The organism is Alkalicoccobacillus gibsonii, assembly GCF_016798245.1.
Classification (GTDB): Bacteria; Bacillota; Bacilli; order Bacillales; family Bacillaceae_D; genus Alkalicoccobacillus; species Alkalicoccobacillus gibsonii.
On record NZ_JAEUZA010000001.1, the window covers coordinates 1,243,974 to 1,267,851 of the forward strand.

General features: G+C 39.7%; 26 protein-coding genes, 1 tRNA gene and 1 other annotated feature. Of the genes, 5 read left to right on the forward strand and 22 right to left on the reverse strand.

What is annotated here, in order from left to right:
- Positions 1 to 30: 30 nt before the first annotated feature.
- From JNO66_RS06710 to JNO66_RS06720, 3 genes are all read right to left on the reverse strand, one after another.
- Positions 31 to 819, reverse strand: coding sequence for a hypothetical protein (locus tag JNO66_RS06710; RefSeq protein WP_203087411.1), 789 nt, complete (start codon positions 817 to 819; stop codon positions 31 to 33).
- Positions 809 to 1,285: a sigma-70 family RNA polymerase sigma factor gene (locus JNO66_RS06715; RefSeq protein ID WP_246483172.1), complete on the reverse strand. Its 477-nt coding sequence runs from the start codon at positions 1,283 to 1,285 to the stop codon at positions 809 to 811. The genes JNO66_RS06710 and JNO66_RS06715 overlap by 11 nt, the downstream gene beginning before the upstream one ends.
- 241 nt (positions 1,286 to 1,526) lie before the next feature.
- Positions 1,527 to 2,972, reverse strand: coding sequence for a SulP family inorganic anion transporter (locus JNO66_RS06720; RefSeq protein WP_203087413.1), 1,446 nt, complete (start codon positions 2,970 to 2,972; stop codon positions 1,527 to 1,529).
- 201 nt (positions 2,973 to 3,173) lie between these two features.
- Positions 3,174 to 3,394 (forward strand) — a binding site (T-box leader).
- A gap of 40 nt (positions 3,395 to 3,434) precedes the next feature.
- Between JNO66_RS06720 and argS the strand changes: the two genes are divergently transcribed.
- Positions 3,435 to 5,120 (forward strand): arginine--tRNA ligase, encoded by a 1,686-nt coding sequence (argS, locus tag JNO66_RS06725; protein WP_203087414.1) that lies wholly within the window; start codon positions 3,435 to 3,437, stop codon positions 5,118 to 5,120.
- Positions 5,121 to 5,373: 253 nt separating this feature from the next.
- Here argS and JNO66_RS06730 read toward each other — a convergent pair whose 3' ends face one another.
- The 8 genes from JNO66_RS06730 to JNO66_RS06765 form a co-directional block, all read right to left on the reverse strand.
- Positions 5,374 to 5,973 (reverse strand): peptidoglycan-binding domain-containing protein, encoded by a 600-nt coding sequence (locus tag JNO66_RS06730; protein WP_203087415.1) that lies wholly within the window; start codon positions 5,971 to 5,973, stop codon positions 5,374 to 5,376.
- A gap of 96 nt (positions 5,974 to 6,069) precedes the next feature.
- A complete protein-coding gene (locus JNO66_RS06735; protein ID WP_203087416.1) occupies positions 6,070 to 6,549 on the reverse strand; it encodes a DinB family protein in 480 nt (159 codons plus the stop codon).
- Positions 6,550 to 6,637: 88 nt separating this feature from the next.
- Positions 6,638 to 6,994, reverse strand: coding sequence for a hypothetical protein (locus JNO66_RS06740; protein ID WP_203087417.1), 357 nt, complete (start codon positions 6,992 to 6,994; stop codon positions 6,638 to 6,640).
- Positions 6,995 to 7,046: 52 nt separating this feature from the next.
- A complete protein-coding gene (locus JNO66_RS06745) occupies positions 7,047 to 7,340 on the reverse strand; it encodes a hypothetical protein (RefSeq protein WP_203087418.1) in 294 nt (97 codons plus the stop codon).
- 75 nt (positions 7,341 to 7,415) lie between these two features.
- The gene (locus JNO66_RS06750) at positions 7,416 to 7,802 is read right to left on the reverse strand and encodes a permease (RefSeq protein WP_203087419.1); all 387 of its coding nucleotides are present in this window, start codon (positions 7,800 to 7,802) and stop codon (positions 7,416 to 7,418) included.
- Positions 7,799 to 8,008 carry a helix-turn-helix transcriptional regulator gene (locus JNO66_RS06755; RefSeq protein WP_203087420.1) on the reverse strand — a complete coding sequence of 70 codons (210 nt, stop codon included), beginning with the start codon at positions 8,006 to 8,008 and terminating at the stop codon, positions 7,799 to 7,801. Before JNO66_RS06755 ends, JNO66_RS06750 begins: the two co-directional genes overlap by 4 nt.
- Before the next feature lie 82 nt (positions 8,009 to 8,090).
- Positions 8,091 to 8,621, reverse strand: coding sequence for a hypothetical protein (locus JNO66_RS06760; protein WP_203087421.1), 531 nt, complete (start codon positions 8,619 to 8,621; stop codon positions 8,091 to 8,093).
- The gene (locus tag JNO66_RS06765; RefSeq protein WP_203087422.1) at positions 8,593 to 9,135 is read right to left on the reverse strand and encodes a GNAT family N-acetyltransferase; all 543 of its coding nucleotides are present in this window, start codon (positions 9,133 to 9,135) and stop codon (positions 8,593 to 8,595) included. The genes JNO66_RS06760 and JNO66_RS06765 overlap by 29 nt, the downstream gene beginning before the upstream one ends.
- Before the next feature lie 135 nt (positions 9,136 to 9,270).
- Between JNO66_RS06765 and JNO66_RS06770 the strand changes: the two genes are divergently transcribed.
- The 4 genes from JNO66_RS06770 (at position 9,271) to JNO66_RS06785 (ending at position 13,324) form a co-directional block, all read left to right on the forward strand.
- Entirely contained in the window at positions 9,271 to 10,338 is a 1,068-nt protein-coding gene (locus JNO66_RS06770) for an acyltransferase family protein (RefSeq protein WP_203087423.1), read from the forward strand.
- A 150-nt stretch (positions 10,339 to 10,488) separates the two neighbouring features.
- Positions 10,489 to 11,280: an NUDIX domain-containing protein gene (locus tag JNO66_RS06775; protein ID WP_203087424.1), complete on the forward strand. Its 792-nt coding sequence runs from the start codon at positions 10,489 to 10,491 to the stop codon at positions 11,278 to 11,280.
- 15 nt (positions 11,281 to 11,295) lie between these two features.
- Entirely contained in the window at positions 11,296 to 11,841 is a 546-nt protein-coding gene (locus tag JNO66_RS06780; protein WP_203087425.1) for a cysteine hydrolase family protein, read from the forward strand.
- A gap of 25 nt (positions 11,842 to 11,866) precedes the next feature.
- Positions 11,867 to 13,324, forward strand: a complete 1,458-nt coding sequence (locus JNO66_RS06785; RefSeq protein WP_203087426.1) for a nicotinate phosphoribosyltransferase — start codon at positions 11,867 to 11,869, stop codon at positions 13,322 to 13,324.
- A gap of 67 nt (positions 13,325 to 13,391) precedes the next feature.
- Here JNO66_RS06785 and JNO66_RS06790 read toward each other — a convergent pair whose 3' ends face one another.
- From JNO66_RS06790 to moaA, 11 genes are all read right to left on the reverse strand, one after another.
- Entirely contained in the window at positions 13,392 to 14,066 is a 675-nt protein-coding gene (locus JNO66_RS06790) for a hypothetical protein (RefSeq protein ID WP_203087427.1), read from the reverse strand.
- Positions 14,067 to 14,332: 266 nt separating this feature from the next.
- Positions 14,333 to 14,405: transfer RNA gene (locus JNO66_RS06795), tRNA-Val, on the reverse strand.
- An 81-nt stretch (positions 14,406 to 14,486) separates the two neighbouring features.
- Complete coding sequence (locus JNO66_RS06800; RefSeq protein WP_203087428.1) at positions 14,487 to 14,816, reverse strand: YrhK family protein; 330 nt, start codon at positions 14,814 to 14,816, stop codon at positions 14,487 to 14,489.
- A gap of 103 nt (positions 14,817 to 14,919) precedes the next feature.
- Positions 14,920 to 16,071 (reverse strand): S8 family peptidase, encoded by a 1,152-nt coding sequence (locus JNO66_RS06805; RefSeq protein WP_203087429.1) that lies wholly within the window; start codon positions 16,069 to 16,071, stop codon positions 14,920 to 14,922.
- A 143-nt stretch (positions 16,072 to 16,214) separates the two neighbouring features.
- Positions 16,215 to 17,204 carry an LCP family glycopolymer transferase gene (locus JNO66_RS06810; RefSeq protein WP_203087430.1) on the reverse strand — a complete coding sequence of 330 codons (990 nt, stop codon included), beginning with the start codon at positions 17,202 to 17,204 and terminating at the stop codon, positions 16,215 to 16,217.
- 152 nt (positions 17,205 to 17,356) lie between these two features.
- Positions 17,357 to 17,701: a cupin domain-containing protein gene (locus tag JNO66_RS06815; RefSeq protein ID WP_203087431.1), complete on the reverse strand. Its 345-nt coding sequence runs from the start codon at positions 17,699 to 17,701 to the stop codon at positions 17,357 to 17,359.
- Positions 17,702 to 17,802: 101 nt separating this feature from the next.
- Positions 17,803 to 18,594 (reverse strand): formate dehydrogenase accessory sulfurtransferase FdhD, encoded by a 792-nt coding sequence (gene fdhD, locus JNO66_RS06820; protein WP_203087432.1) that lies wholly within the window; start codon positions 18,592 to 18,594, stop codon positions 17,803 to 17,805.
- Between the two features lie 37 nt (positions 18,595 to 18,631).
- Positions 18,632 to 19,279, reverse strand: coding sequence for a helical membrane plugin domain-containing protein (locus JNO66_RS06825; RefSeq protein ID WP_203087433.1), 648 nt, complete (start codon positions 19,277 to 19,279; stop codon positions 18,632 to 18,634).
- Positions 19,272 to 22,229 (reverse strand): formate dehydrogenase subunit alpha, encoded by a 2,958-nt coding sequence (gene fdhF, locus JNO66_RS06830; RefSeq protein ID WP_203087434.1) that lies wholly within the window; start codon positions 22,227 to 22,229, stop codon positions 19,272 to 19,274. Before fdhF ends, JNO66_RS06825 begins: the two co-directional genes overlap by 8 nt.
- A gap of 127 nt (positions 22,230 to 22,356) precedes the next feature.
- Positions 22,357 to 22,851 (reverse strand): MogA/MoaB family molybdenum cofactor biosynthesis protein, encoded by a 495-nt coding sequence (locus JNO66_RS06835; RefSeq protein ID WP_203087435.1) that lies wholly within the window; start codon positions 22,849 to 22,851, stop codon positions 22,357 to 22,359.
- A 17-nt stretch (positions 22,852 to 22,868) separates the two neighbouring features.
- Positions 22,869 to 23,876: a GTP 3',8-cyclase MoaA gene (gene moaA / locus JNO66_RS06840; RefSeq protein WP_203087436.1), complete on the reverse strand. Its 1,008-nt coding sequence runs from the start codon at positions 23,874 to 23,876 to the stop codon at positions 22,869 to 22,871.
- Positions 23,877 to 23,878: the final 2 nt, after the last annotated feature.

Sequence of the window (23,878 nt, forward strand, 5' to 3'; positions counted from 1 at the left end):
AAATATATGGAGAGGGAAGTCTGTAAGATGTTACTCATCTTGGATATCGTCAAGATTAACTGGAATATGGTCAACTCTGTTGTAATCCCCTGTAGTTTTAATCATCTCTTTAAGACGATTTATGTCAATGGGGGTATTCGTTACATTATAGTAGTCTCCAACCCATAAATGTATGCGATTTTCGTATAAGTCGAGCATAATCGGTGTGTCTCGATTGCTTTTATAAAATGTAATTAGAACGCCATTTTCGTTTGATACATCTCCATCCCATTCGGAATTACGCATTTTTTTTATCGAGTACTGACTTAGAAAATCAATGAATTCATCTGCGTCAGCAGCGTCCCTTGTTTCGTAAACTTCGTCCGAGGATAACTCAATGATCATCGATTCAAAGTTTGCTGAATTGTAACCAAACAAACTGTCTAGCGGTTTCTCTTTATTCTCATTTATCACATTCAAAGAGAAGATCGCAACAGGAATTAGAATTAATAATGTACTGAAAATGATAAAACTCGTTTGATTTCGAAGGACTCTAATCAATAAATAACTTGAAAGCTTTTCAGATAAGAATGCTGTTAAAGGGATTACGCCTAGAAGATAAACAAAAATCGTTGTTAACGTGCTTAAAAGTCCCGTTTTCCAAGGGATGTAATAGTAATAGACGGCTCCGTATATATACGTATTGATTATTAAAAATAGCACTAAAAAAGTGTAAAATAGAAATTTCCCTTTTGCTTGATTAATGCCAACGATACTTCTCTCACTAAGCTCTTTAGGGACTTTAATTTTATTCATTTCATCTTTTATGTTATGACTCATTAAAATCACCTCTTTCTACGTTTTTTCTGAGTTTTGCTAATGCACGGTAGAGAATGGTTTTTACTGTTCCTAACGGTAAATCAAGTACATTTGAAATCTCGGAAAATGTTAAGTCTTGATAAAATCCTAAGACCACAACACTTTTCTCGGACTCATTCAAGTGATTAAGTAAGTCTTTTAAAGTTATTTCTAAGTCTATATCTTCGTTTAGATCAGTTGATAGTTGGTCTTTCACATGTTCTTCCATTTGAACGTCTATTTTTTTCTTTCTAAGTAAATCGATCGAGACATTTATTGCGATTTTAAGTAACCACGTTTTAAAATAGGTAGGCTCCTTTATGCTTGATACGTTCTTAAAGGAACGGTATGCCGTTTCTTGAACAACTTCCAGGGCATCCTCTTCGTTTTTCATATAGATAAAGGCCATTTTATAGATGTCTACCTCATAGGTTTGAAAACATTCCAAAAAAGCCTTTGAATTGCCTCTTTGCGCTTTTTAATACGTTTCACATTCAGCATAGATTCACCTCCCGCGATCGTTCACTAGACATTAGACGTGGATAATAGTCATTTGGCTTTAATCATTTGAAAAATAAAATGAATTATTCTCCATCATACCATTTTATGTCATTTAAGAATGCAATTTTCTACCTAAAAAAACCAGACCCTGATGGAAAAGACACATCAGGGTCCGGCTTTGTTGAATATTATTCTTTTAACTGTCCCAGCGCTTTGAGCAGTGTTGAACTTTTTTCGTTTAAACCTTGATAGCTTACATGAATTTCATTCGCAGTAAACATGGCTTCTAATCGGTCAAGGGCACCGACAGCGGAATCATCCCATATTTGAGAATGCGTAAGGTCAATGACAACCTCATCGATTTTTTCTTCTGTATCGAATTGATTTAGAAAGGGTGTGACTGACGCAAAAAATAAAGGACCTTCTACATAGTACAAGCGAGTATTTTTCTCATGATCTACGCTTGTTGATACGTGGATCTTAGAGATTTTTGATGCAAAAAAGATCATGCTAAGTAATACGCCAGACAATACACCGTATGCTAAATTGTGTGTCGTGAGCACCACAGCTATAGTGACGACTAACACAATGGCATCCGTGCGAGGCAATCGGTGCAGTGTACGCAGCGAACTCCAATCAAATGAGCCAATTGCCACCATAATCATGACTCCAGTTAAGGCAGCCATAGGTATCTGTACAACCAAATTTCCTAATGCAACAATCATAAACATAAGAAAGGCTCCTGCTACAAATGTAGACAACCTGCCTCTACCACCTGACTTCACATTAATCATGGATTGGCCGATCATGGCACATCCAGCCATTCCTCCAAAGAATCCTGATACAATATTAGCCATCCCCTGACCGCGGCTCTCTTTGTTTTTATTACTTGGTGTATCTGTCATATCATCTAAGATATTTGCAGTTAGTAACGATTCAAGTAACCCAACAATCGCGAGTGCAAAGGAATAAGGGAAAATGATCCACAGTGTCTCAAGATTAAACGGGACATTTGGCAGAATAAACGTAGGTAAACTTTGTGTCAACGTTCCCATATCACCTACATTACGTACGCCAATGTTTAGTGATAAAACGATAATCGTCACGACCACAATCGCGACAAGCGTTGAAGGTACCGCTTTTGTTACATATGGAAACAGATACACAATCGCAAGCGTCACTGCTACGAGTACATACATCACCCATGTTTCCCCAATAAAATGTTGAATTTGAGCCATGAAAATTAAAATGGCTAATGAATTAACAAAACCAGTCATCACCGTTCGTGGGACAAATTGCATCAGCTTCGCAAATTTACATATACCAAAAATAATTTGAATGACCCCGGTCAAAATCGTCGCAGCTAACATATATTCTATGCCATGTGACGAAACTAAATTGACCATCACAAGCGCCATTGCACCTGTTGCCGCAGAAATCATCGCTGTCCTGCCACCTACAAATGAAATGACTACCGCAATACAAAATGAAGCATACAACCCTACCATTGGGTCGACCCCTGCAATAATTGAGAAAGCAATGGCTTCTGGGATTAAGGCTAAGGCGACAACAATACCCGATAAGATGTCTCCTTTTACATTGCCAAACCATTGTTCTTTTAAGCTTCCAACCATATCTAACCTCTCTCTTTCTTTTCATTTTTACCGACCTTCGAGTCTCACGAAAGCCAATTTGTAGTAAGAGAGAGTCTTATCATTCGCCGATTTTTACACAAGGTCTATTATAGGGCTTCTACCTGTTTACGCAAGAAATTTTTCTTGAGATCACTATTGACATCATCTGGGGATGAATGTAAGATAAGCTAAATTCATCAGACACATTCAATGACAAAGAGAGTAATTCAAGCTATGTAGCGAAGCGAGTTAGGGATGGTGTGAGCCTAATCAAACATATTTGAATGAACCGCACTTTGGAGAAGTTTCCTGAAAGAGAAAGTAGGGAAATTCGGGGACGTCACCTCGTTACAAACAGAAAGTGGTCATCAATTGATGGCAACTAGAGTGGTACCACGGGAAGCAATGCTCTCGTCTCTATTATTAGAGACGGGAGCTTTTTTATGTTGAAAGGAGAAAACAATGATCCAATTACACATTGCAACAGTTATAACAAAAGCATTAGATAATAAAAACTATCAAGTGGAAGATGTTCTTGATTTACTTGAAACACCTAAACACCCGCACTTAGGAGATGTCGCTTTTCCCTGCTTTACTTTGGCGAAATACGTTAAGAAATCACCTGCATCCATTGCGTCTGAACTGAAAGACAAACTACATGACTCATGGATTGATCGTGTTGAAGTGAAAGGTGGGTACCTTAATCTTTTTGTGAAACGAGAGATTGCCTCCTCCCACATCCTCAAAGACGTACTTAATGCCAAAGAAGGATATGGTTCAATGCCTGCCAAAAATGAGAGGATTGTCATTGATTATTCGTCACCTAATATCGCCAAACCTTTTTCCATGGGTCATCTGCGTTCAACGGTTATTGGGAACTCATTAGCTAAAATCTCTGAGAAGAATGGATACCAGGTTGTGCGAGTTAATCATTTGGGTGATTGGGGCACACAGTTTGGCAAGCTAATTGTAGCCTACAAGTTATGGGGAAGCCGTAAGCTTGTTGAACAAGAGCCTATTAAGCAGCTGCTTGAATTATATGTTCACTTTCATGCAGAGGCAAAAAAGAATGACACATTAAATAATCAAGCTCGTGCTGCCTTTAAAGCGTTAGAAGATGGAGATCATGAGGCATTAGACTTATGGAAATGGTTTAAGGAGGAATCGTTAAAGGAGTTTAAGGAAGTATACGACTTGTTAGATATCTCGTTTGATTATGAGTTAGGTGAAGCCTTCTACAATGACAAAATGAAGGCAGTTGTTTCTGAGCTTGAAAGCAAAAAGCTACTTACTCTCTCAGAGGGGGCTTATGTTGTTGAGCTTGATTCAATGCCACCTTGCTTAATCACAAAAAAAGACGGAGCAACCCTGTACGCAACCAGAGATTTAGCCGCTGCCATATACCGTCAACAAACATTTTACGCCTCAAAAGCATTTTATGTTGTTGGCAATGAACAATCGCTACACTTTCAACAATTATTCTCTGTGTTAAAACAGATGGGGTATGAGTGGGCTGATCACATGCAGCATATCGGTTTTGGCATGATGCTAAAAGACGGCTCAAAAATGTCTACACGTCAAGGCAAAGTCGTGCTCTTAGCAGAAGTGTTGGTAGAGGCCATACAACTAGCAAAAGAAACAATGCGAGGTAAACATGAAACACAAGAAGATTTAGAGACGGTCGCCAAACAAGTTGGTGTCGGCGCTGTCATCTTCCATGATTTAAAAAATCTCCGTACACATGATGTCGAGTTCTCTCTCGACCACATGATGAGTTTTGAAGGAGACACAGGTCCATATGTCCAATATACGTTTGCTAGGATCTCCACATTACTTAAAAAAGGAAACTATGATTATGCTCCGGGTCATCCCCTTCAATTTACTGATGATTACGAATGGCAAGTCATTTCGTTAATCGATCAATTTCCGCGCGTTGTGGAGCAAGCCTTTGAACAAGCAGATCCTTCTCAAGTTGCTAAATATAGCTTACAGCTTGCACGAGCCTTTAATAAGTACTATGCACATACGAAAATCCTCGTTGATGACGAAGACAAACTAAGTAGTAAGCTTTCCTTTTGTTATGCGGTCTCTATTGTTTTAAAAGAATCATTAAGTCTTCTTGGTATTCAAGCACCTGTTAAGATGTAGGTTAAGAGGCATAATTAAACTATCGTTACATTTAGAGATAGGCTTCTTCCTTTAGTCACATTAAGAGGTTGGGACATAACAGTAAAACCCTTATGAAAACACGAACATAGCAACAATTTTGCTACATGAGAATCCCTCGCTTATTTTATACTATTAAAAACGTATGGCGAATGATTCGCTCATTGAATCATTCGCCATTTTCTCGATTATTTTGACTTTATTCCCAGGCTCTTTCGTAGTCCTTATCTACATTCTATGAAACTGGATCAGCCTCAATCACATCACCATTCTTATAAACATTGTAAAACCCTACTGTTCCAGAACCGCCACCATCAATTAGACTTTGACTTTGAGCTCTGAGTGAATAGAAATGATTCCCTTCTGAATCCTCATGTATCACTCCATCTCCACTAAAAACGAGATCATCATTATCTAATGCTTCTTCTGCATACTGAATCGCGGTTTCTAAAGGAAATGTCACATTCGAATATTCAGACATAAATGACATCCACGTATTCACACCGACTATACCATCAGAAGCTAATCCACGATCGGCTTGAAAGGCTTTAATTTGCTCTTCTGTATTTGGGCCAAACATCCCATCAACATGAGTTTCGAATCCTACTTGATTAAGGGTGTACTGAACAAATGCAACCTCATTCCCTGCGCTGTCTATGCTGCCTAGTTTTAACGTTGGTTGGTGCTCGGCTGCAATATCAAGCACCGGCAATAACTCTTCAGGTAACTCTGATTCTTGAACGATTTGTTCATCGGAAGCGGACACGTTTTGTAGTGGAAGTGGTGCTGTTACAAGCGCAACCGCTGGAACAATCGCTAACCATTTCTTCTTCATCTTGAACTCCTCCTAACAAATGTCTTATTTAATGGCTACCTTTTGATCAAAAAAATAAACGCTATCTTATTTTGTTACACATTCTTTTAGATTTCATCAATCGTTACGAATATATGTATTTAAAGCTCGTCCTACAAAATGTGAAGCCACTGGAGTCATCCCTAGCTGTCTTGCCCAGATAGATAGTTGCCCCATGTGATGAATCTCATGAACAATGATGTGATGAAGGATATCGTCTCCTGAATAAGGTACATTCTCCCATGGTACGATGATCTGTTTATCCTTGTAGGAGTCAAAGGGTTGGTTTAGAAAATACTCATTTTCCTTACGCAAATCTCCGGATAAAGAAATAAGCTTCTCCAGCGTTGCATAATCCTTAAATTCATAAACAATATCTTCTTTACCTTGAATCCCTCGTATCCAACTGTGCTCCACTTCAACTATATGAAACAGGGTGTACAATATACTGCCAGCACCGCCACCTAGCTCCATCTTTAATTGGTCTGAAGACATTTGCTTACACCATTCAAACCATTCGTCTCGAACCTGCCAATTATAATAGAACATCTTCTTCATATCATCATTCCTTTACATAAAGATTGAAATCATTCAAATATAACTACTTAAGCTCTTCCTCAAAATACATTGTCTCTTCTCCCTCGTTTCAAGTAATCATTAACCCAAAGTTTCCTCCATTCGCATTGGCACCCTCTAATCCGTAGTTACCATACCTTTTATAATAAATGCCATCATCGTTTGGTGAAACATCACCAACTGTTTCAGGTATATTGTATTGTTTTATAGTCCTTACTTCTATCGTATCGGGCTTTTCGCCTTCTCCACGATATGTTAGCTCTACATTTGCGTTTTCAAAGGTTGGCTCTGTCGTTGGTTTTAACTTAAGAAAAATCTCCCCAGTCCAACTTTCTGATTCTCCACTAAAGTAACGATCATCAAGATCAGCACTGCCACAAGCAGATAAAAGGACCCCGAGTAAGATTATTAGACATAACTTTTTCATCAGACCTCACTCCTCGTTAATGAATAGATGAACCTCATTCAAAAAAGAGATTTCAGTTGAAATCTCTTCCCTTTTTGTTCATGTTTTTCGAGTGTGGTAATAAAATGATCATTAACGGAATGACAGCTAAGAAAATCATGGTGAACCCGAGGATCGTATATGGGTTTGTGATATCTTCCTGGACGATAAAGCCATAATAGATAAACCCAATCGCAGCAAATTCCATAATTAAGATCGGTATAAATTTTGTAATAAGAGGTAGATCTTTCTGACTAAGCATCCAAGCAACAACAGATACGCTTCCAACGAGAATAATAGCTAAACAGATAGGAACTAAGAAATCCAACGAATCAAATCCCTTCAGATGATTTAATATGTAAACGTATGAAACATTTTTAGTTCCAATACCCTTTTTTAAAGATTAATAACGTTTTGAAAAAAATACAAATAAAAGAAATACTGTACTTACGATTAAGGCAGTAAAAATGCCGAGTAGTTGTTGAGCAGTGAGCTGTATGATACCCGTGTTAAGTAGAATCATAAAGATCACAGAATAGCCCATGATAAAAAAGTAGCCTGTGAACATCGCCTTTTGTTTAATGAGTTTCACTCGCTCGTCATTTATTATAAATTGAGGAACTAAATAAGCCTGCACCGCACAAACAACAGCCATAGAAAGCGTTAAAAACTCATGTCCACTTAGTTGGTAATCTACCATTATACTTAAAACAATTAAGCCTCCTCCTATAATTGTAAAGAAAATAGCAGAAAAGATGAAAAACACGCGATACGTTTTTACATCATTCATTTTGTCTCCTCCTCTTCATCAAGATGGAACACTTCCTCTACGGTTGTATGGAAACACCTAGCCAGTTGAATCGCAAGCGGTAACGAAGGATGGTACTTTCCTTTTTCAATGGAAATGATCGTTTGTCTAGAAACACCTAGCTTTTGTGCTAATGCTTCCTGAGACCATAAGTGCTTTTTTCGTAGCTCTTTAATTGAGTTTTTCATACACCAGCCTCCTACCTGCGATTATAAAGTAAAGCACCCTTTACGTAAAGGGTGCTTTACTTTATGTTTCTATTCATACTAGTTACTCATCTTCTTCTACATCATCGGGCATTTGTTCAACATATAATCCTTTACTCTCAATCCTACGTTTAAACGAGTGAACGGGTTCATCTGAGTATAAGTACATATAATAATCAAAGCCAAAGGATACAATCATAAGGTCTTCCAACTCTAACTGAGCCCATAACAGTTCTCGCAAAATTAATTTGGTGAACGACTCAATTTCAGAAATGGACAACTGATCTCCATTTTTAACAATTGTAAATAGCTTCTTCATCTCCGGTGTTGTAAGTGAGTCAAAGCGTTCAACAACATCATATGATTTTTCAAGCTTTGTTACACGAAGAGATTCAATCGAATGTATTTTCATAAATCGAACAATGGCTTCTATGTAAAGTTGCTCAACGTGTAGATATTCTTCTTCAGTTAGTAGACCATGCTTACCTTGTTCTCTCCCTATATCACTGTAAGAAGTCCAATCTTCTTGGTCTATATATATTCCGTATGGATCACGATTCGCTGGATCATACTTCGTTACTCGATACTTCTTCATCTATAATCCCCTTCAATTCTAATACCATCAAAGCCTCATCTAAATACATTCCATTAGCTAGTTTCAAAGCCCTCTTATCTACGCCATAACACTTAAATCCCAGCGATTCATATAACTTCTTCGCTCGATTATTTGTTGAGACAACAGTTAGGTAGATCTGGTCAATCTCTTCGTTTGATCTAGCACACTTGATGGCGTACGTAAGTAACTCCCTCCCCATTCCTTTTCCTTGGTGCTCGGGATTGACATACATAGCGACAAACGTAGCTCGATGACTTAGCTTTTGTTTTTGTTCAAACAGCAAAGTCCCAACTGCTACAAACTCTTCAAAGTGGAACAGTCCAAATGTGATCGCTCCCTCCGCCTTTAAACGTAATTGGACCATTTCAACAGGTACATGCTCTTCTTCTTCGTAGCTTGTTGCAAATGCTTCTGGTGCATTCTTTAACGCTTCTAATCGAATTTTTCGGTACTCGTAAGCATCTTGCTCGGTTAATGGTCGAATATTGAACATCTTGCCACTACCTTCCTTTACAAATTCTTCACTGAAACCACCTTGTTTTTAGCTTTTAACCACTTCATGATTAATTGTATATGAACATTCGTTTACGATCAGTATAAATAAGTCAGCTAGAGGATGTGGATGATCATGAGCGGTACCAAAACCTACTATCACTCCATTGATGTCTTTAGGTTCATCTGTGCCATCTTCGTCGTTACCGTACACATTACCTCCCAGATCTCAAGTTACGGCATCGCGACTTGGGCCAATTACTATAGCTATCGATATCTTCTTGATATCGGGAGCCCTTTCTTTTTAATGGCTGCTGGATTCATTATCTTTCGTAAAAGCACAGAACAAGGGCCATCTTATCTCTTAACCTACGGGAAGAAGATACTCTCCTATTTTATAGTGTTCTCACTTTTCTATATGGTGGCAAGAGTAGCTGTTGAAGCATCAAGTGCATACGTTTTAAATGAATCTATAACAGAAGCTATTCGAACCCAACTGAATCAGTGGAGCGCATTAAATGTTTTGAATGGATCAATTGGATCCTTTCAGCTTTATTTTCTTGTTTTATTACTTTATTCGGCTCTTTTTCTGTATGGGTTGCTTCGCCTGCGTATTCACCCATTAGGTATTTTTGCAATAGCCGTTGCACTATACGGTCTTGAGAATATAGGATACTTTGAATCGATTCAGCTGTTTCAATATAAAAGCTTTGCATTTGGTTTTCTTTATGTAGTACTTGGTTACACATTAAGCTATACCAAAGATAAAATAAGCTATCGTGCTCCATGGTTTTACACGCTTCTTTTTGCAGGGGCTTATGTTGCGAATTATTATTACCAACTGGGATTAGCCTGGATCTTACTGCCTTTATTCGCCTTCTCACTAGGTACATTATGTGTTCAGTATCCGAATATAGGCAAGGGGACCATACTAACAAAGCTTTCTTCCTATTCTTTAGCTATTTACACCTTGCATATCTTTGTTGAACTTCTTGTTTTAAAGGGTGTCGCATTAGCTGGTTGGACAGATTATTATATGAGTCCGCTTTATTATATGGGAACGATTATTTTATGCATTGTTCTTCCGATTTTTCTTTTCCGACCTATCTATCATAGTGCCCTATGGATAAAAGAGAAGTGTTTATTCACCTTAAAAAGAAAAACAAGCGAAAACGAACCGTTTCAGCAAAAACAAATTGGATAATGGAAACAGTCCCGATTCAGCTTATTACTGATCGGGTTTTTTATGTTTTAAAAAAAGATTAAAGATTTCTTGCTTGCTTTTAAGTAGATGGATGATATATACTAATTACAATTAACAAATTGTTAATAGAATTTCTTGCAGGAGGTTGGAATGTCTACAAATGATCAAGCTCTTAAGCAATACGATAGCAATAAGTACAGAACTCCTGATGGATATACATCCGATATTGCTGTATTCACCATTGTAGCAACGGAGCAACGAGCATATAAGCCACCTAAGATGGAGCTTGCCCTTATGTTAATTCAACGGGCCGCTCTGAATGCAGAGGGAGATCCAAACATTGAAGCGAATAAATGGGCTTTACCTGGTGGCTTTGTTCAAGAATCAGAGACGGCTTTCGAAGCGGCACAACGTGAACTTCATGAGGAAACAAACATTCAAGACATTCATTTAAAGCATTTTGGGGTATATGATCAACCTGGACGTGATCCAAGAGGCTGGATTATCTCAAATGCACACTACGCGATTGTTTCAGAAAACAAAGTCTCCATGCGAAAGGCAAATGACGATGCGGCCGAGGTACAGCTTTTTTCAATGGATCAACTACAAAAGCTCTCTCAGGAATCCAAATTAGCTTTTGACCATGATGAGATAATTCAGGCAGCCATTCAGCAAATAAAAGCCGATTTATTACAAACGACAGTAGCTAAAGAGTTTTTGCCAGATACGTTTACTTTTTCTGAATTACAGGCGGTTCTTCTCACCGTGACAGATGACCCTGCGATTGCAAGCAATCAAGCATTTATCCGAAAGATCAAATCACTGCCTTTTCTTTGTGCAGTTCCTGGTCAAACAACACAGCGCACATCAAAAACGCCAACCCAGCTCTACACCTTTGTTGAAATGGATGTGTTAAAACCGATTTATACGGCCAAATATTAATGTGGAGGGATACCAATGAAAGCCTTGCTAAACATCGATTATACATTTGATTTTGTGGATACAGATGGATTACTGACTTGCGGAAAGCCTGGTCAGGAGATTGAACAGTACATTGTTAAGATTACAAATGAATTTATTAACAGGAATAACTATGTTGTATTTGCTGTTGATTTACATAAAGAGAATGATCCATTACATCCTGAGTCTTCACTTTTTCCTCCTCATAACATCGAAGGAACAAAAGGACGAGAGCTTTACGGTGAACTAAATGATGTGTATCAATCAACTAAACATGAAGACAATGTATATTGGATGGATAAAACAAGATATAGTGCTTTTGCCGGTACGAATTTGGAACAGAAGTTACGCGAACGACAGATTACAGAGCTTCACTTAGTAGGTGTATGTACGGATATTTGTATTCTGCATACAGCAGTAGATGCGTACAACAAGGGGTTTAAGATTGTGATTCATGAGAATGCTGTTGCAAGCTTTAATCCTGCAGGCCATACATGGGCTCTCGAACATTTTAAAGGATCACTTGGCGCGACCATTTTATAGATGAGAATTTTAGGAGGTTTCATTCATGAGCACTTCATATGCTGACGATAGCTTCATGCTACACACAGATTTATATCAAATTAACATGGCTCAGACCTATTGGAAGGATGGTCTTGAAGAGAAAAAAGCGGTATTTGAGCTTTACTTTCGTAAGCTTCCATTTGGAAATGGATACGCCATTTTTGCCGGACTTGAACGAGTCATTGAATTCTTAAATCAATTTAAATTTACTAAGAGCGACATTGAGTATCTTCGTGAATTAGGATATGAAGAAGCATACCTAGATTTTCTAGCTAACCTGACATTCACTGGTACAGTAAAAGGAATGAAAGAAGGCGAGTTAGTGTTTGGCAACGAGCCGATTTTGCGGATCGAAGCCCCACTTATTCAAGCACAATTAATTGAAACACCGCTGTTAAACATTGTGAATTACCAAACGTTAATTGCCACCAAAGCGGCCAGAATCAAACAATTGATTGGTAGCGACATTGCAATGGAGTTCGGAACACGCCGCGCCCAAGAAATGGACGCAGCCATCTGGGGGACAAGAGCCGCATATCTTGCTGGCTTTGATGCAACCTCAAACGTTCGGGCCGGCAAAAAATTTGGTATCCCTGTTGCTGGGACACATGCTCATTCCCTGGTACAAGCGTATAGAGATGAGTACACGGCCTTTAAAAAATATGCAGCCTCTCACAGAGATTGTACATTTTTAGTAGACACCTACGATACATTAAAGTCCGGTGTTCCAAATGCGATTAAAGTAGCCGATGAAGAAAAAGATCATATTACATTCAAGGCCATCCGTCTAGATAGCGGCGATCTCGCCTACCTCTCCAAAAAGGCGAGAAAAATGCTAGATGATGCGGGCTATCACAATACAAAGATTGCTGCATCAAACGACCTTGACGAAAAAACAATCATGAACCTAAAGTCACAAGGTGCTGAGATTAATATTTGGGGAATTGGCACAAAGCTTATAACAGCCTATGACCAACCTGCACTTGGTGCTGTATATAAGCTTGTATCCATTGAAGAAGATGGCGAAATGGTTGACACCATTAAAATTAGTGCCAATCCAGAAAAAGTATCCACACCTGGTCTAAAGCGAGTGTTCCGCATTATCAATACTCTCACACGTAAGTCTGAGGGCGACTATATTGCGATGGACTCAGAAGAGCCTAATTCAGAGGACACGCTCATTATGTTCCATCCAGTTCATACCTACGTAAAAAAAGCGATCCGCACCTTTGAAGCCATCGAGCTGCATCAACCTATATTTGAGAATGGCGTTTGTGTCTACAACGTACCAAATTTAGCCGAAATTCGATCATATGTAGAAACAAACCTCGAGCTTCTATGGGATGAGTATAAGCGACTGCATATGCCAGAAGAATACCCAGTCGATCTGAGCCAAGCATGCTGGGATAATAAAATGAAGCGAATTGCTGAAGTGAAAGAGAAGGTTGCGAGTAGGAAATAAGCAGAAAAAGAGGAAGCTTTGGGGCTTCCTCTTTTTATATTAAAATGAATGAGTACAACTATTTATGTTAGCTTTCCTCTAATTCAATAAGTTCGCTAACAACACTACCGTCCTGTTCAGATTTAATTAAACCAACGCCTTCAGCATAATAACCCATAAATCCATAATCCGTTTCTATTGTTATCACATTAGAAAACGTTCCCGCCCCTGTTTGTACAGTGTCATTAACACTAGTAACTTTCCTTGTTCCATCTCCCTCATAACCAAACTCCCATTCTTGCTCTAGAGTGATGGGATACAAAATATCTATTTCATAGTTAGAGTTTGGCCAGCCAGTATAGACCCCCTCTTCATCTTCCCTATGCAAAAATTCAGTTTCTCCATTTGTCCAAACTTCCCATTCAGAGTCCTGCTCCCATTGAGAGACATACGAAATATTCGTTCTTTCACTTCCATTATCGTAAATATATACTTTGCTCTTATCCTGTTTATATGAACCCTTTACCTCACCTATGCCTTCAAGTTCAACTTCCGACTCATCTTCTGTATTTGTATTATCTGTAGTAGTAGTCGTTTCAGCCTCAATTGAAGTTTCTGGCTCAGTTTCGTTCTCTGTTTCAGACTTATACTCTTCCTCAGGCTCATCAACCGGAGAGTGATTAGTAGTTTTTTGATCGTTACTACACGCGGATAAAGCTAACAAACTAACGAAGAATGGTATAGTAAGTAATTTCAGTTTCATGTTATCCCCTCTTTTTCTAATATATTGTACTAGAATTAGTTTATCTATTAATGTATAGGCTTGCAAGAGTCATGAAATAAGCTCTTATCCCTACAACTAGTAAATTATATTTACTTTTACAACACTCTACTTGGGAAAACCTTTGGAGAATGGTAACGATATACTATAAAAGTGCCACTTTCTTGCCACTTCTTTCTAAAGAATCTATAAAAAATAGCACCTTTCCCAATACGGAAAGATGCTATTTATCAATCAAGTTACTATGATGACCCGTATTGGGCTCGAACCAATGACCTCCACCCTGTCAAGGTGGCGCTCTCCCAGCTGAGCTAACGGATCCTATATGTATGTTCTTACGACACTATTACTATACCTTTTTTTAATAAATAAGTCAATAGAATTGCGGAAAACCAGCTCTACTTAAGTAGAACTGGCCGTTTCCTGTTCTTCGTTTCCTTGGCGCTTCGTAGGATTGTAGTTACTTGAGTGCTTCATCTCGTCTCTTAACGTGGTGTCATGCATAATACGCAGGACCGGGCGACTTGCTAGAAGTAAACTCCCGCATAAGTATAAGGAGTTTCCTATAATGGAGAGGGACGTGAAGAAATTCAAAATACTACCCACTACAAAAAAGAATCCGATTAATAGATCATTTACTGTTGTGATGAGTCGATACCGTTTTCGAAAGTAGATTCGGAACCGACCTGCTTGCATATCAATATAATCATTTTTTTCTTCTTTGGAAATCATACGTATCACCTATTAGTTGTTTTTTTAATTTTATTTCCCTTCCTTAATATGCTTAAACGTCAAAAAAGAAGTGGCTGTTTGCCACTCCTTTTTACTAGATGTATTAACGTGTTGCTGCTTCTGCGTTAACTAGGCCACTACCAAATTGTGAAGAGTTTCCTAGATTTGTTGCTGTATTTTTCAGATGATTGCGAATTTGAGTCGCATTCCAAGACGGATAGCGTTGCTTTACAAGCGCTGCGGCACCAGCTACGTGTGGAGTAGCCATAGATGTACCATTCATACTCACGTAACGGTTACCTGGATACGTACTTTGTACGTTAACACCAGGTGCTACGATGTCAATTCCCGTACCATACTGAGAAAAGTTTGCGCGTCTGTTGTTTTGGTCAGTCGCTCCTACAGCCATTGCGTTTGCATAACGAGCAGGATAGCCTACTGAACCAGAACCGTTATTACCAGTCGCTGCAATAACTAGTACATCACGGCTTGTTGCATAGTTGACTGCACGCTCAAGTGTAGAGCTAGGAAAATCACTACCGAGACTCATGTTCGCAATATGCATGTTATTGGTTGCCGCCCACTCTAAACCTTGAGCAATCCCACTTACACTTCCGCTTCCATTTGCTCCAAGTACTTTAACAGCATATAATTCAGCATTCGGTGCAACACCAATGACACCAATTGAATTATTTAGAGCTGCTACTGTTCCGGCCACGTGAGTACCATGTCCATTTAAATCAGCTGTCGTTGGTTCACCCGGTACAAAGCTAGCTCCACCGCGGATATTCAAATCACTATGGGCTGAAATCCCTGAATCAAGGATAGCTACTCTTACTCCAGAACCTGTAATCCCACGGTTATGAACAGCCGGAGCTTGTACACGAGTAATGCCCCAAGGAACTGTTTGTTGAATAGACAGTTCAATGTCTTCTTCAATAAATGAGATACCTGCTTCTTCACTTAACGCATCTACATCCTCAGGATCTAATTCTACAGCTAACACATCAATATAATCATATTCATCAATAATGTCTACATCAATATCTAACGTATCCTCAGCTACACTTTGTTCTTCAACAGAAAATACACCAACTTGGTCAATTTCCTCAGTGAAGGCTTCAAGTTCTGCTTCTTCTTCGAAACCTATTAAGTATTTTACTTTTTCTTCTGCCGCAGATGCAGAATCTGTCACGGTTACTAGAGCTGTTACACATACAAGCCCCACCATAAGCTTTCCTACTTTTCTTTTCATATAGCCGCCTCCTTTTAATTGGACCAGTTCACCTGGTAGTCATAGCGTAGCATGAAATGACCGCCTTGATTATTGGGAAATCGACAGCTCTTTTCTACAAGAAAAACCCTGCTTCTAAAAAGAAACAGGGTTTAGCTTAGGTTTTATTGAGGAGCTGCTGTTGAAGATTGTTGCAATCCTAAGTGCTCTTTTAACTGATTTTGTATATTTGCAAGTGACGTTTCATCTACACGTACATAGCTGACTCCATCTGTTCCTCTAAACGGTTCTCCTTCAAGTTGAATCTGCTCAATATCAGAAATCGATCCAGCATACCCATGAAGTGCAACAAGATTTGCAAATGTTAAATCTGTCCGTAATGTATTACCGAGACTATCAAATACACGTCCAAAATTATCAATGCTTTTAAATGATGCAGCTTTATCAATTATCGCTGCCATTACTTGAGCCTGGCGTTGTCCACGACCAAAGTCTCCACCGCTATTGGCACTTTTCCGTTCTCTTGTGTATGCCAATGCATGTTCACCATCTAACTCCGTAGGACCTTCTGTGAAGTTTAAGGTCTTACCACCTTCTGTGAAATCAAATGTGTACTTCACATCTACGTCCACTCCGTCTAACGCATCAACAATATCTTTAAAACCGTCGAATTTAACTGTCGCATAGTAATCAATTGGAATCTCTAAGAAATTTTCAACCGTTGCTACAGTCATATCAATTCCACCAAAGGCATTCGCATGGTTAATCTTATCTTGGGTGCCCCGCCCAACAATTTCCACATAAGAGTCACGTGGAATACTCGTTAAGATGATTGAGCGGTCCGTACGGTTAAAGGTAGCAACTAAAATTGCATCTGTTCGAGCATGGTCTTCGCCCGGACGTGCATCATCTCCAAGTAGCAATACAGAGAAATTATGCTTCCCAACGTCAACCGCTTCTGTACGAAGCTCAGACTTTTCACCACGATCTAATGTTTCGTGGAATTCTTTTTCTGCACCCATTGCCTTCACATATAGATAAGTTGCTCCACCTAAGACGACAAATAATACTAAAGTCGTTAACAAAAGAAGTATTTTCAGGACTCGTCTCGACTTCTTTTTTCCACGCCTTTGCTTTCGCGTATTTGTTTCCATAATTAGACCTCACTTTTTTTACTTCTGACCCTATAATACATACAATCGCATTGATTTAACGTTAATTGTTCATTATTACCATTCAATCATCATACATGATAACTTTCTAAACATAAAGATAATATCATAAATCTACATAAATCTACAACAATCTATTTACGAAGTAGACTCAGATTAAGAGATTCGGATTCAATCACAATTGCACTCATACCAAGTGATGAATGTGTTTGATGCCACTCCCCAGATTCCCAAAAAACGGCATCTCCAACTTGTATCGAGAGTTCTTTTCCATCGCTTTCTACAATTCCACTGCCTGATACTACAAGCAGAAGCTGTGGAACCATTGCTTGGTGTAAGCCGATGATTCCGTTTGATTCTAATTGGATAAATCCAATCCGTGTTTCGCTTGTTGTTCGACAGATACGCGTAAGGAAGGCGCTTGAATCAAATTCTACTAATGGTTTTCTTCTGTCTTCACTTAAGTGTATACGTTCCATCTAGATCACACCACCCTTACAAGTCTTAAAGGCTATCATACCAAACGACCATTCATGAAGAAAGGGTATCTGTCAGAAAATGAACGAAACGAATAGCTAAGCTATCCGATTCGTTCAGGGCAAGTATACACATTGAATGACTGGTTTCGAATAAATCCAACGGTTGTTATTCCTAGTTGTTCCGCAAGCTCGATGGCTCTTTCAGTTGGTGCCGATTTTGATAACAGTACCTCGCATCCGATTTTCGCTGCTTTTAATAAAATTTCTGAAGAGATTCGGCCACTAAATACTAAGAAGGTTCCTGTTAATGGTAGCTGATGTCTCACACAATATCCATATAGCTTATCTAACGCATTGTGTCGGCCGATGTCCATTCGATTAATAAGCATGCCCTGAGTGTTACATAGGGCTGTATTATGAACGCCCCCTGTTTGTTTAAATGTATCAGCACTCTCCTGAAGCTGATTCATAAAAGCCATACAATCATCAGGGCTTAGGTGGACGGTTTGTTTGTTTAATTGTTTTGTTAAGAGCGCATCCTGCGCAAAAACAAACCCTTCTCTACTCCCTCCGCAGCAGGAGGTAACATAGCGCTTTTGTTTGAGATCAGAAAACAATGGGTTTACACGGTCTGATTCAACATAAGCAAACCCTTGCTTCCAATCTATTCGCATACGCTTGATATCAGAATAGCGCCGAATCAATCCCTCAGATAAAAGATAGCCTACGACCAGATCTTCTATATGATCGGGAGTACAAACCATCGTCACAAGCTCCGACCCGTTCACTTTTATCGTAAGCGCATATTCTGATACAATCAGATCCCTCACGTGTTGTGGCTTTCCTTTTGTATATCGGACAATAGCTCGTGATGCTGTAATTTCTGGCTCCATTCAATTACCCTACTTTCGTACACGATCATGCTAACCATTATTTTTTGGCGGTACTCAAAACAAGTGTAGCAATGGAAAAACCTGCGATAGCCGCTGCCCATTTCCAGCTGCTTGATCCTGATTTACGTTTACCCTGTCTTGATCGAGTAGATTGATCCGATTCTTCATCGCTTACTTGTTGTTTTGGACGTTTCGTGGTTCGTTCCTTATGGTCTTGGTCTTCCCCAACACCTTTCATAAACGCAACGGCTACATGAAGGGCTTGACGAAATTCAGGATCCAATACTGCTTTTGCAAGACTTAACGCATTCGGTTGTTCCCCGTTTTTCTCAAAGTCAGCTACACGAGCGATCCCCTGGTTTAGTTTTAATACTAGAGGTTCAAGCTGCTCTACATTTAATCTGCCAAGCACTCCTGCCATAAGCAGCATATTTTTTAAGGAGCTTGCGGTCTCCGGGGTATCTACTGTTTTCATTAAAATTTCTAACACCTTATCGCCTTCACTAAATAATGCAGTCAGCATAGGCAAGATTCTGCGATCCTGCATATGCTGTACAATCTCAAACGTTTCGTGAATGGCATCTTTATGTTGAACAAGAAGATCTTGAATCTCTTTAATTTCCTGCTCTTTTAGCTCTTCTTTACTAATCGGTTTACGCTTAATGGTTGTGGTTGCTTTAGCCATGTTGGTTTGACTCCTTCTTCAAGACATCTCCAGGAAAAGTGTAGTCCTTCCTTCTCCATTTCCGCTCTACTTCCACTCCACGCTGCGGATTAGGATTTCCATAACGATGATTAATCCTTGGAAGAGGCGACACTCCTTTTTCCCTCAGAACCTCAAGCTTAGCCGAGACTTCTTTGTACGCTGGTGTATCCGTATCCTTATCAGCATGGCTGCTTGTTAAATAGTTAATCGCACCTTCTCCTGAGTCGTTTAAAGGCAAGTACACTTCTTTGCCTTTTACACGATCCGTCACTAAGCATTCGACTTTCACATGTCCATATGGACTCGTAAGTCGAACCAGGGTACCGTCACTTAAGCCTCGTTCCTCTGCCAGCTCTGGAGATACTTCTAAGAATACGTTTGGCGTCTTAGAGGTGATTCCTTTTGAACGATACGTCATGTTCCCCTCATGGAAATGTTCAAGTAAACGTCCATTATTCACATGGAGATCATATTCCTCGTCATAAGAAAGTGGCTCTGTCCAATCAACCGGGAACAGTTTTGCTTTGCCATCCGGAAACGGGAATTCGTCTAAGAATAAAACTGGCTGATCCGTTCCATCCGCAGCTACAGGCCATTGTAAACTGTTGTAGCCCTCTAGTCGATCGTAGTTAACCCCTGCGAATAACGGGGCAAGTGATGCTGCTTCTTCCATGATTTCACTTGGATGCGAGTACGTCCATTTTGCGCCAAGTGAGTTGGCGATGTGTTGGATGATTTGCCAATCTGGTTTAGAATCACCCATTGGTTCAAGCGCTTGATACAATCGTTGGAAGCGCCTTTCTGTATTAGTAAAGGTTCCTTCTTTCTCAAGGCTTGGACTAGCCGGTAATACAACATCTGCGAATTGCGCTGTTTTAGATAGGAAAATGTCCTGTACGATAAAGAAGTCTAGCTTTTCAAAGGCAGAATGAACATAGTTTAGATTGGAGTCCACCAGACCCATGTCTTCACCTTTTAAATACATCATCTTTAAGTTGCCATCATGAACGGCTTCAATCATTTCATGATTGTTTAAACCTGGTTCACGAGGAATCGATACTCCCCATTTCTTTTCGTACTTTGTTCGTACCGCATCATCTGTTACTTTTTCATATCCAGGAAAACGATCAGGCATACTTCCAAAATCGCTTGCTCCTTGAACATTATTGTGACCTCTTAAAGGATAGCTTCCTGCACCAGGCTTTCCGTAGTTCCCGGTAATTAGCAGCAAGTTTGAAATGGCTGTACTTGTGTCACTTCCACCTAGATGCTGCGTCACACCCATTGCCCATAAGATACAAACCGTTTTTGCTTTGGCTATTTTCTCCGCCATATGAATGAGTGTTTCCTGGGAAATGCCTGTCACTTTTTCAGCATACTCAAGCGTGAATGGCTCTAGATGGCTAATGTACTCATCAAGCTGATTCACACGTTGTTCTAAAAAGTCTTGATCCTGCCATCCTTGGTCAACGATATATTTTGTAATTGCTGATAACCAGACCAAATCACTGCCTGGTGCAGGTTGAACAAATAGGTCCGCTCGTTCTGCCATTTCATGCTTCCGTAAGTCAGCTACGAACAATGTTTGACCTTTGAGTTTTTGTGAACGTTTTACTCGAGTTGCAAGTACAGGATGAGATTCAGCTGTGTTCGTACCAATGGCTAGCACAAGGTCAGACTGCTCAATATCTGTTATCGAGCCTGAATCCCCGCCGTATCCAACCGTTCTAAACAGCCCCATTGTTGCCGGAGTTTGGCAATACCTCGAGCAATTGTCAATGTTGTTTGTACCTATCACACCTCTGGCAAGCTTTTGCATCAGGTATGACTCTTCATTTGTGCATTTTGAAGAGCTAATAAAAGCCATGGATTCAGCTCCATGCTCTTCTTTAATATGTGTCATTTTTGATTGGATCAGCTCAAGCGCTTCTTCCCACTCAGCTTCACGGAAATGATCTCCCTCGCGGATCAGGGGCTTCGTCAGGCGTTCTTCGCTATTCACAAAGTCCCAGCCGAATTTCCCCTTAATACAGGTCGAGATTCCATTAGCCGGTGCTTCCACCTGCGGTTCAACCTTTAATATTTTCCGGTCTTTTGTCCACACGTCAAAGCTGCAACCTACTCCACAATATGTACATACGGTTTTCGTTTTTTTGATATGTTCATCACGCATTGCTGATTCCATATCGGAAATAGCTAAAATAGACCCATACCCTGTTTCTACATTTTTTGTTGTCTCAATCATTGGACGAAGTGTGTTCTTAGCGATCGCTGTTAAGAATCCAGCTTCACCCTCCATTCCTGTTTCCATCATGGCGTTACAAGGACAAACTGTTGAACAGTGGCCACATGAAACACAGGAAGATTCATTGATAGGAGAATCCTTATCCCATATCACTCTTGGTTTTTCACGCTCCCAATCAATAGAGAGGGTCTCGGTCACCTGAACATTCTGACAGGCTTCTACACAACGGCCACATAAAATACATTGATCGGGATCATAACGATAAAAAGGATTTGAACGATCTACTTCATACGGTTTTTCAGTAAATGGTACACTTTGATGATTAATCTTCATTTCTTTAACAGTATTATGTACTTCGCATCCACCGTTATTAAAATCACATACGGTGCAATACAACTCATGATTAACAAGTATTTTGTCCATTGCCATCGCTTGTGCTTTTTTTACATCAGTTGTTTCGGTTTGCACTCTGTCTCCGCTCTGTAATGTCGTTGAACATGATCTCACATACTCATCATTTACTTGAATAATACATGTATCACATGTTTCAATTGCCCCAAGGCTCGGATGATAACAAACCGTTGGCACTTCCACTTCATTTGCCTGCAAACATTCTAAAACCGTTTGTCCCTCTGTTGCCTGGATCAACTGATCATTCACTTGAATGTTAATATGCTTCGACATCTATACAACCCCTTTTTACACTCATTTACTTAGTAAAATATACCTTTTACTAATTTACCCTTGAAAATGACTGCTCAAACTATTTTGAATACGCTTACATTTATTTGAGTTAGGATTTCTCCCAACATTATTTTTGAATCTCTTTTACGATATGGCTAAGCTGGGGAATAATAAGCTTCTCCATTGCTATCTTTACGGCACCTGTAGAACCTGGCATGGAAAAAAGGGCGGTATCATTTGCTGTCCCGGCAATCGCTCTCGAGAGCATGGCAGCCGGACCAATATCATATTCATAGCTAACATAACGAAATAACTCTCCAAAGCCAGGTAGTTCTTTCTCTAATATGGCTTCTACAACCTCGTATGTTACGTCACGTTTGGAAATACCAGTACCGCCATTTAACAAAATGGCCTCTGTCTCTGATTGCTCTAACCCTTTATGAATCGCTGTTTGAATAGCTGAGCGATCATCTGTAACGATTTGATAGTCAATCACTTGATGACCAGCAAGTTGTAGAATGTCTTTAATCGTTTGGCCACTCTTATCTGTCTCCGCTGTACGAGTGTCACTTACCGTAATCACACAACAAGTCACCGGCTGTTTAGCAATATGCTCCGACATTCCTTCACTCCTTCCACTTATCCTCCAATATAGGACATCTCTATTTTAGATCTGTTAGCTGCTACTTGCTCTGTTCGCTCATCTGAGTAACGGTCCGTGCGCGCCTGCCAAACTTCTTTTAAAAGATGTTCCAGTTCATCATTTGATGTTCCTCTTACTAATGCTTTAAGATCATGACCTTTTGTCGCAAACAAACATGTATAGAGCTTTCCGTCTACAGATACCCTTGCTCTTGTGCATGACTGACAAAAGGAATGGGAAACCGATGAAATGACTCCAACTTCACCTGATCCATCTATGAATTCATAACGCGAAGCGACTTCACCATAGTAAGCAGCGTCGATGGGCTTTACTCCGAAATGAGAATCTAACAGACTAACAATTTCAGCTTTGGTCACAACTGAATCGAATTTCCATCCATTTGTGCAGCCGACATCCATGAATTCAATATAACGAAGCGTCACATTTTTATCTTTAAAGTAAGCGGCCATAGGAACGATTTGGTGATCATTCACGCCTTTTTGAACCACCATATTGACCTTCACACCAAGTCCTGCTGATTGTGCAGCTTTAATTCCTTTTAGAACTGGTTTAATTCCAACTGATCGTCCATTCATTTTCTTAAAAACATCTTCGTCAATGGCATCAAGGCTCACATTCACACGTTTTAGACCTGCTTTTTTTAATGCTTCAGCGTGTTTAGGTAGATAAACAGCATTTGTTGTAAGAGCTACATCATGAATCCCCGATATCTTGTTAAGCCTCTCTATTAAAATCGGTAAGTCCTTGCGAAGAAGTGGTTCTCCTCCAGTGATTCGGACCTTCTCCACTCCAAGAGAAGCTGATACTTCCACGACCTTTACAATCTCATCAAACGTTAAATACTCTTCCTTGGGTAAAAATGTATAATCGGGTCCAAAGATCTCTGCAGGCATGCAGTAAGAACACCTAAAGTTACATTGGTCCGTGACTGAAATGCGAATATCTCGAAGTGGCCGTCCTAATGTATCTTTTACAGAAGCCATTC

Bases quoted from the DNA above. Each gene is read 5' to 3' on its own strand.
- JNO66_RS06730 (WP_203087415.1), bottom strand. From the start codon at position 5,973: ATGAAGAAGAAATGGTTAGCGATTGTTCCAGCGGTTGCGCTTGTAACA.
- moaA (WP_203087436.1), bottom strand. From the start codon at position 23,876: ATGGCTTCTGTAAAAGATACATTAGGACGGCCACTTCGAGATATTCGC.
- JNO66_RS06815 (WP_203087431.1), bottom strand. From the start codon at position 17,701: ATGGAACGTATACACTTAAGTGAAGACAGAAGAAAACCATTAGTAGAA.
- JNO66_RS06770 (WP_203087423.1), top strand. From the start codon at position 9,271: ATGAGCGGTACCAAAACCTACTATCACTCCATTGATGTCTTTAGGTTC.
- JNO66_RS06800 (WP_203087428.1), bottom strand. From the start codon at position 14,816: ATGATTTCCAAAGAAGAAAAAAATGATTATATTGATATGCAAGCAGGT.
- fdhF (WP_203087434.1), bottom strand. From the start codon at position 22,229: ATGTCGAAGCATATTAACATTCAAGTGAATGATCAGTTGATCCAGGCA.
- JNO66_RS06720 (WP_203087413.1), bottom strand. From the start codon at position 2,972: ATGGTTGGAAGCTTAAAAGAACAATGGTTTGGCAATGTAAAAGGAGAC.
- argS (WP_203087414.1), top strand. From the start codon at position 3,435: ATGATCCAATTACACATTGCAACAGTTATAACAAAAGCATTAGATAAT.
- JNO66_RS06760 (WP_203087421.1), bottom strand. From the start codon at position 8,621: ATGAAGAAGTATCGAGTAACGAAGTATGATCCAGCGAATCGTGATCCA.
- JNO66_RS06750 (WP_203087419.1), bottom strand. From the start codon at position 7,802: ATGAATGATGTAAAAACGTATCGCGTGTTTTTCATCTTTTCTGCTATT.
- JNO66_RS06835 (WP_203087435.1), bottom strand. From the start codon at position 22,851: ATGTCGGAGCATATTGCTAAACAGCCGGTGACTTGTTGTGTGATTACG.
- JNO66_RS06755 (WP_203087420.1), bottom strand. From the start codon at position 8,008: ATGAAAAACTCAATTAAAGAGCTACGAAAAAAGCACTTATGGTCTCAG.
- JNO66_RS06805 (WP_203087429.1), bottom strand. From the start codon at position 16,071: ATGAAAAGAAAAGTAGGAAAGCTTATGGTGGGGCTTGTATGTGTAACA.
- JNO66_RS06775 (WP_203087424.1), top strand. From the start codon at position 10,489: ATGTCTACAAATGATCAAGCTCTTAAGCAATACGATAGCAATAAGTAC.
- JNO66_RS06825 (WP_203087433.1), bottom strand. From the start codon at position 19,279: ATGGCTAAAGCAACCACAACCATTAAGCGTAAACCGATTAGTAAAGAA.
- JNO66_RS06790 (WP_203087427.1), bottom strand. From the start codon at position 14,066: ATGAAACTGAAATTACTTACTATACCATTCTTCGTTAGTTTGTTAGCT.
- JNO66_RS06780 (WP_203087425.1), top strand. From the start codon at position 11,296: ATGAAAGCCTTGCTAAACATCGATTATACATTTGATTTTGTGGATACA.
- JNO66_RS06810 (WP_203087430.1), bottom strand. From the start codon at position 17,204: ATGGAAACAAATACGCGAAAGCAAAGGCGTGGAAAAAAGAAGTCGAGA.
- JNO66_RS06710 (WP_203087411.1), bottom strand. From the start codon at position 819: ATGAGTCATAACATAAAAGATGAAATGAATAAAATTAAAGTCCCTAAA.
- JNO66_RS06765 (WP_203087422.1), bottom strand. From the start codon at position 9,135: ATGTTCAATATTCGACCATTAACCGAGCAAGATGCTTACGAGTACCGA.
- fdhD (WP_203087432.1), bottom strand. From the start codon at position 18,594: ATGGAGCCAGAAATTACAGCATCACGAGCTATTGTCCGATATACAAAA.
- JNO66_RS06735 (WP_203087416.1), bottom strand. From the start codon at position 6,549: ATGAAGAAGATGTTCTATTATAATTGGCAGGTTCGAGACGAATGGTTT.
- JNO66_RS06740 (WP_203087417.1), bottom strand. From the start codon at position 6,994: ATGAAAAAGTTATGTCTAATAATCTTACTCGGGGTCCTTTTATCTGCT.
- JNO66_RS06785 (WP_203087426.1), top strand. From the start codon at position 11,867: ATGAGCACTTCATATGCTGACGATAGCTTCATGCTACACACAGATTTA.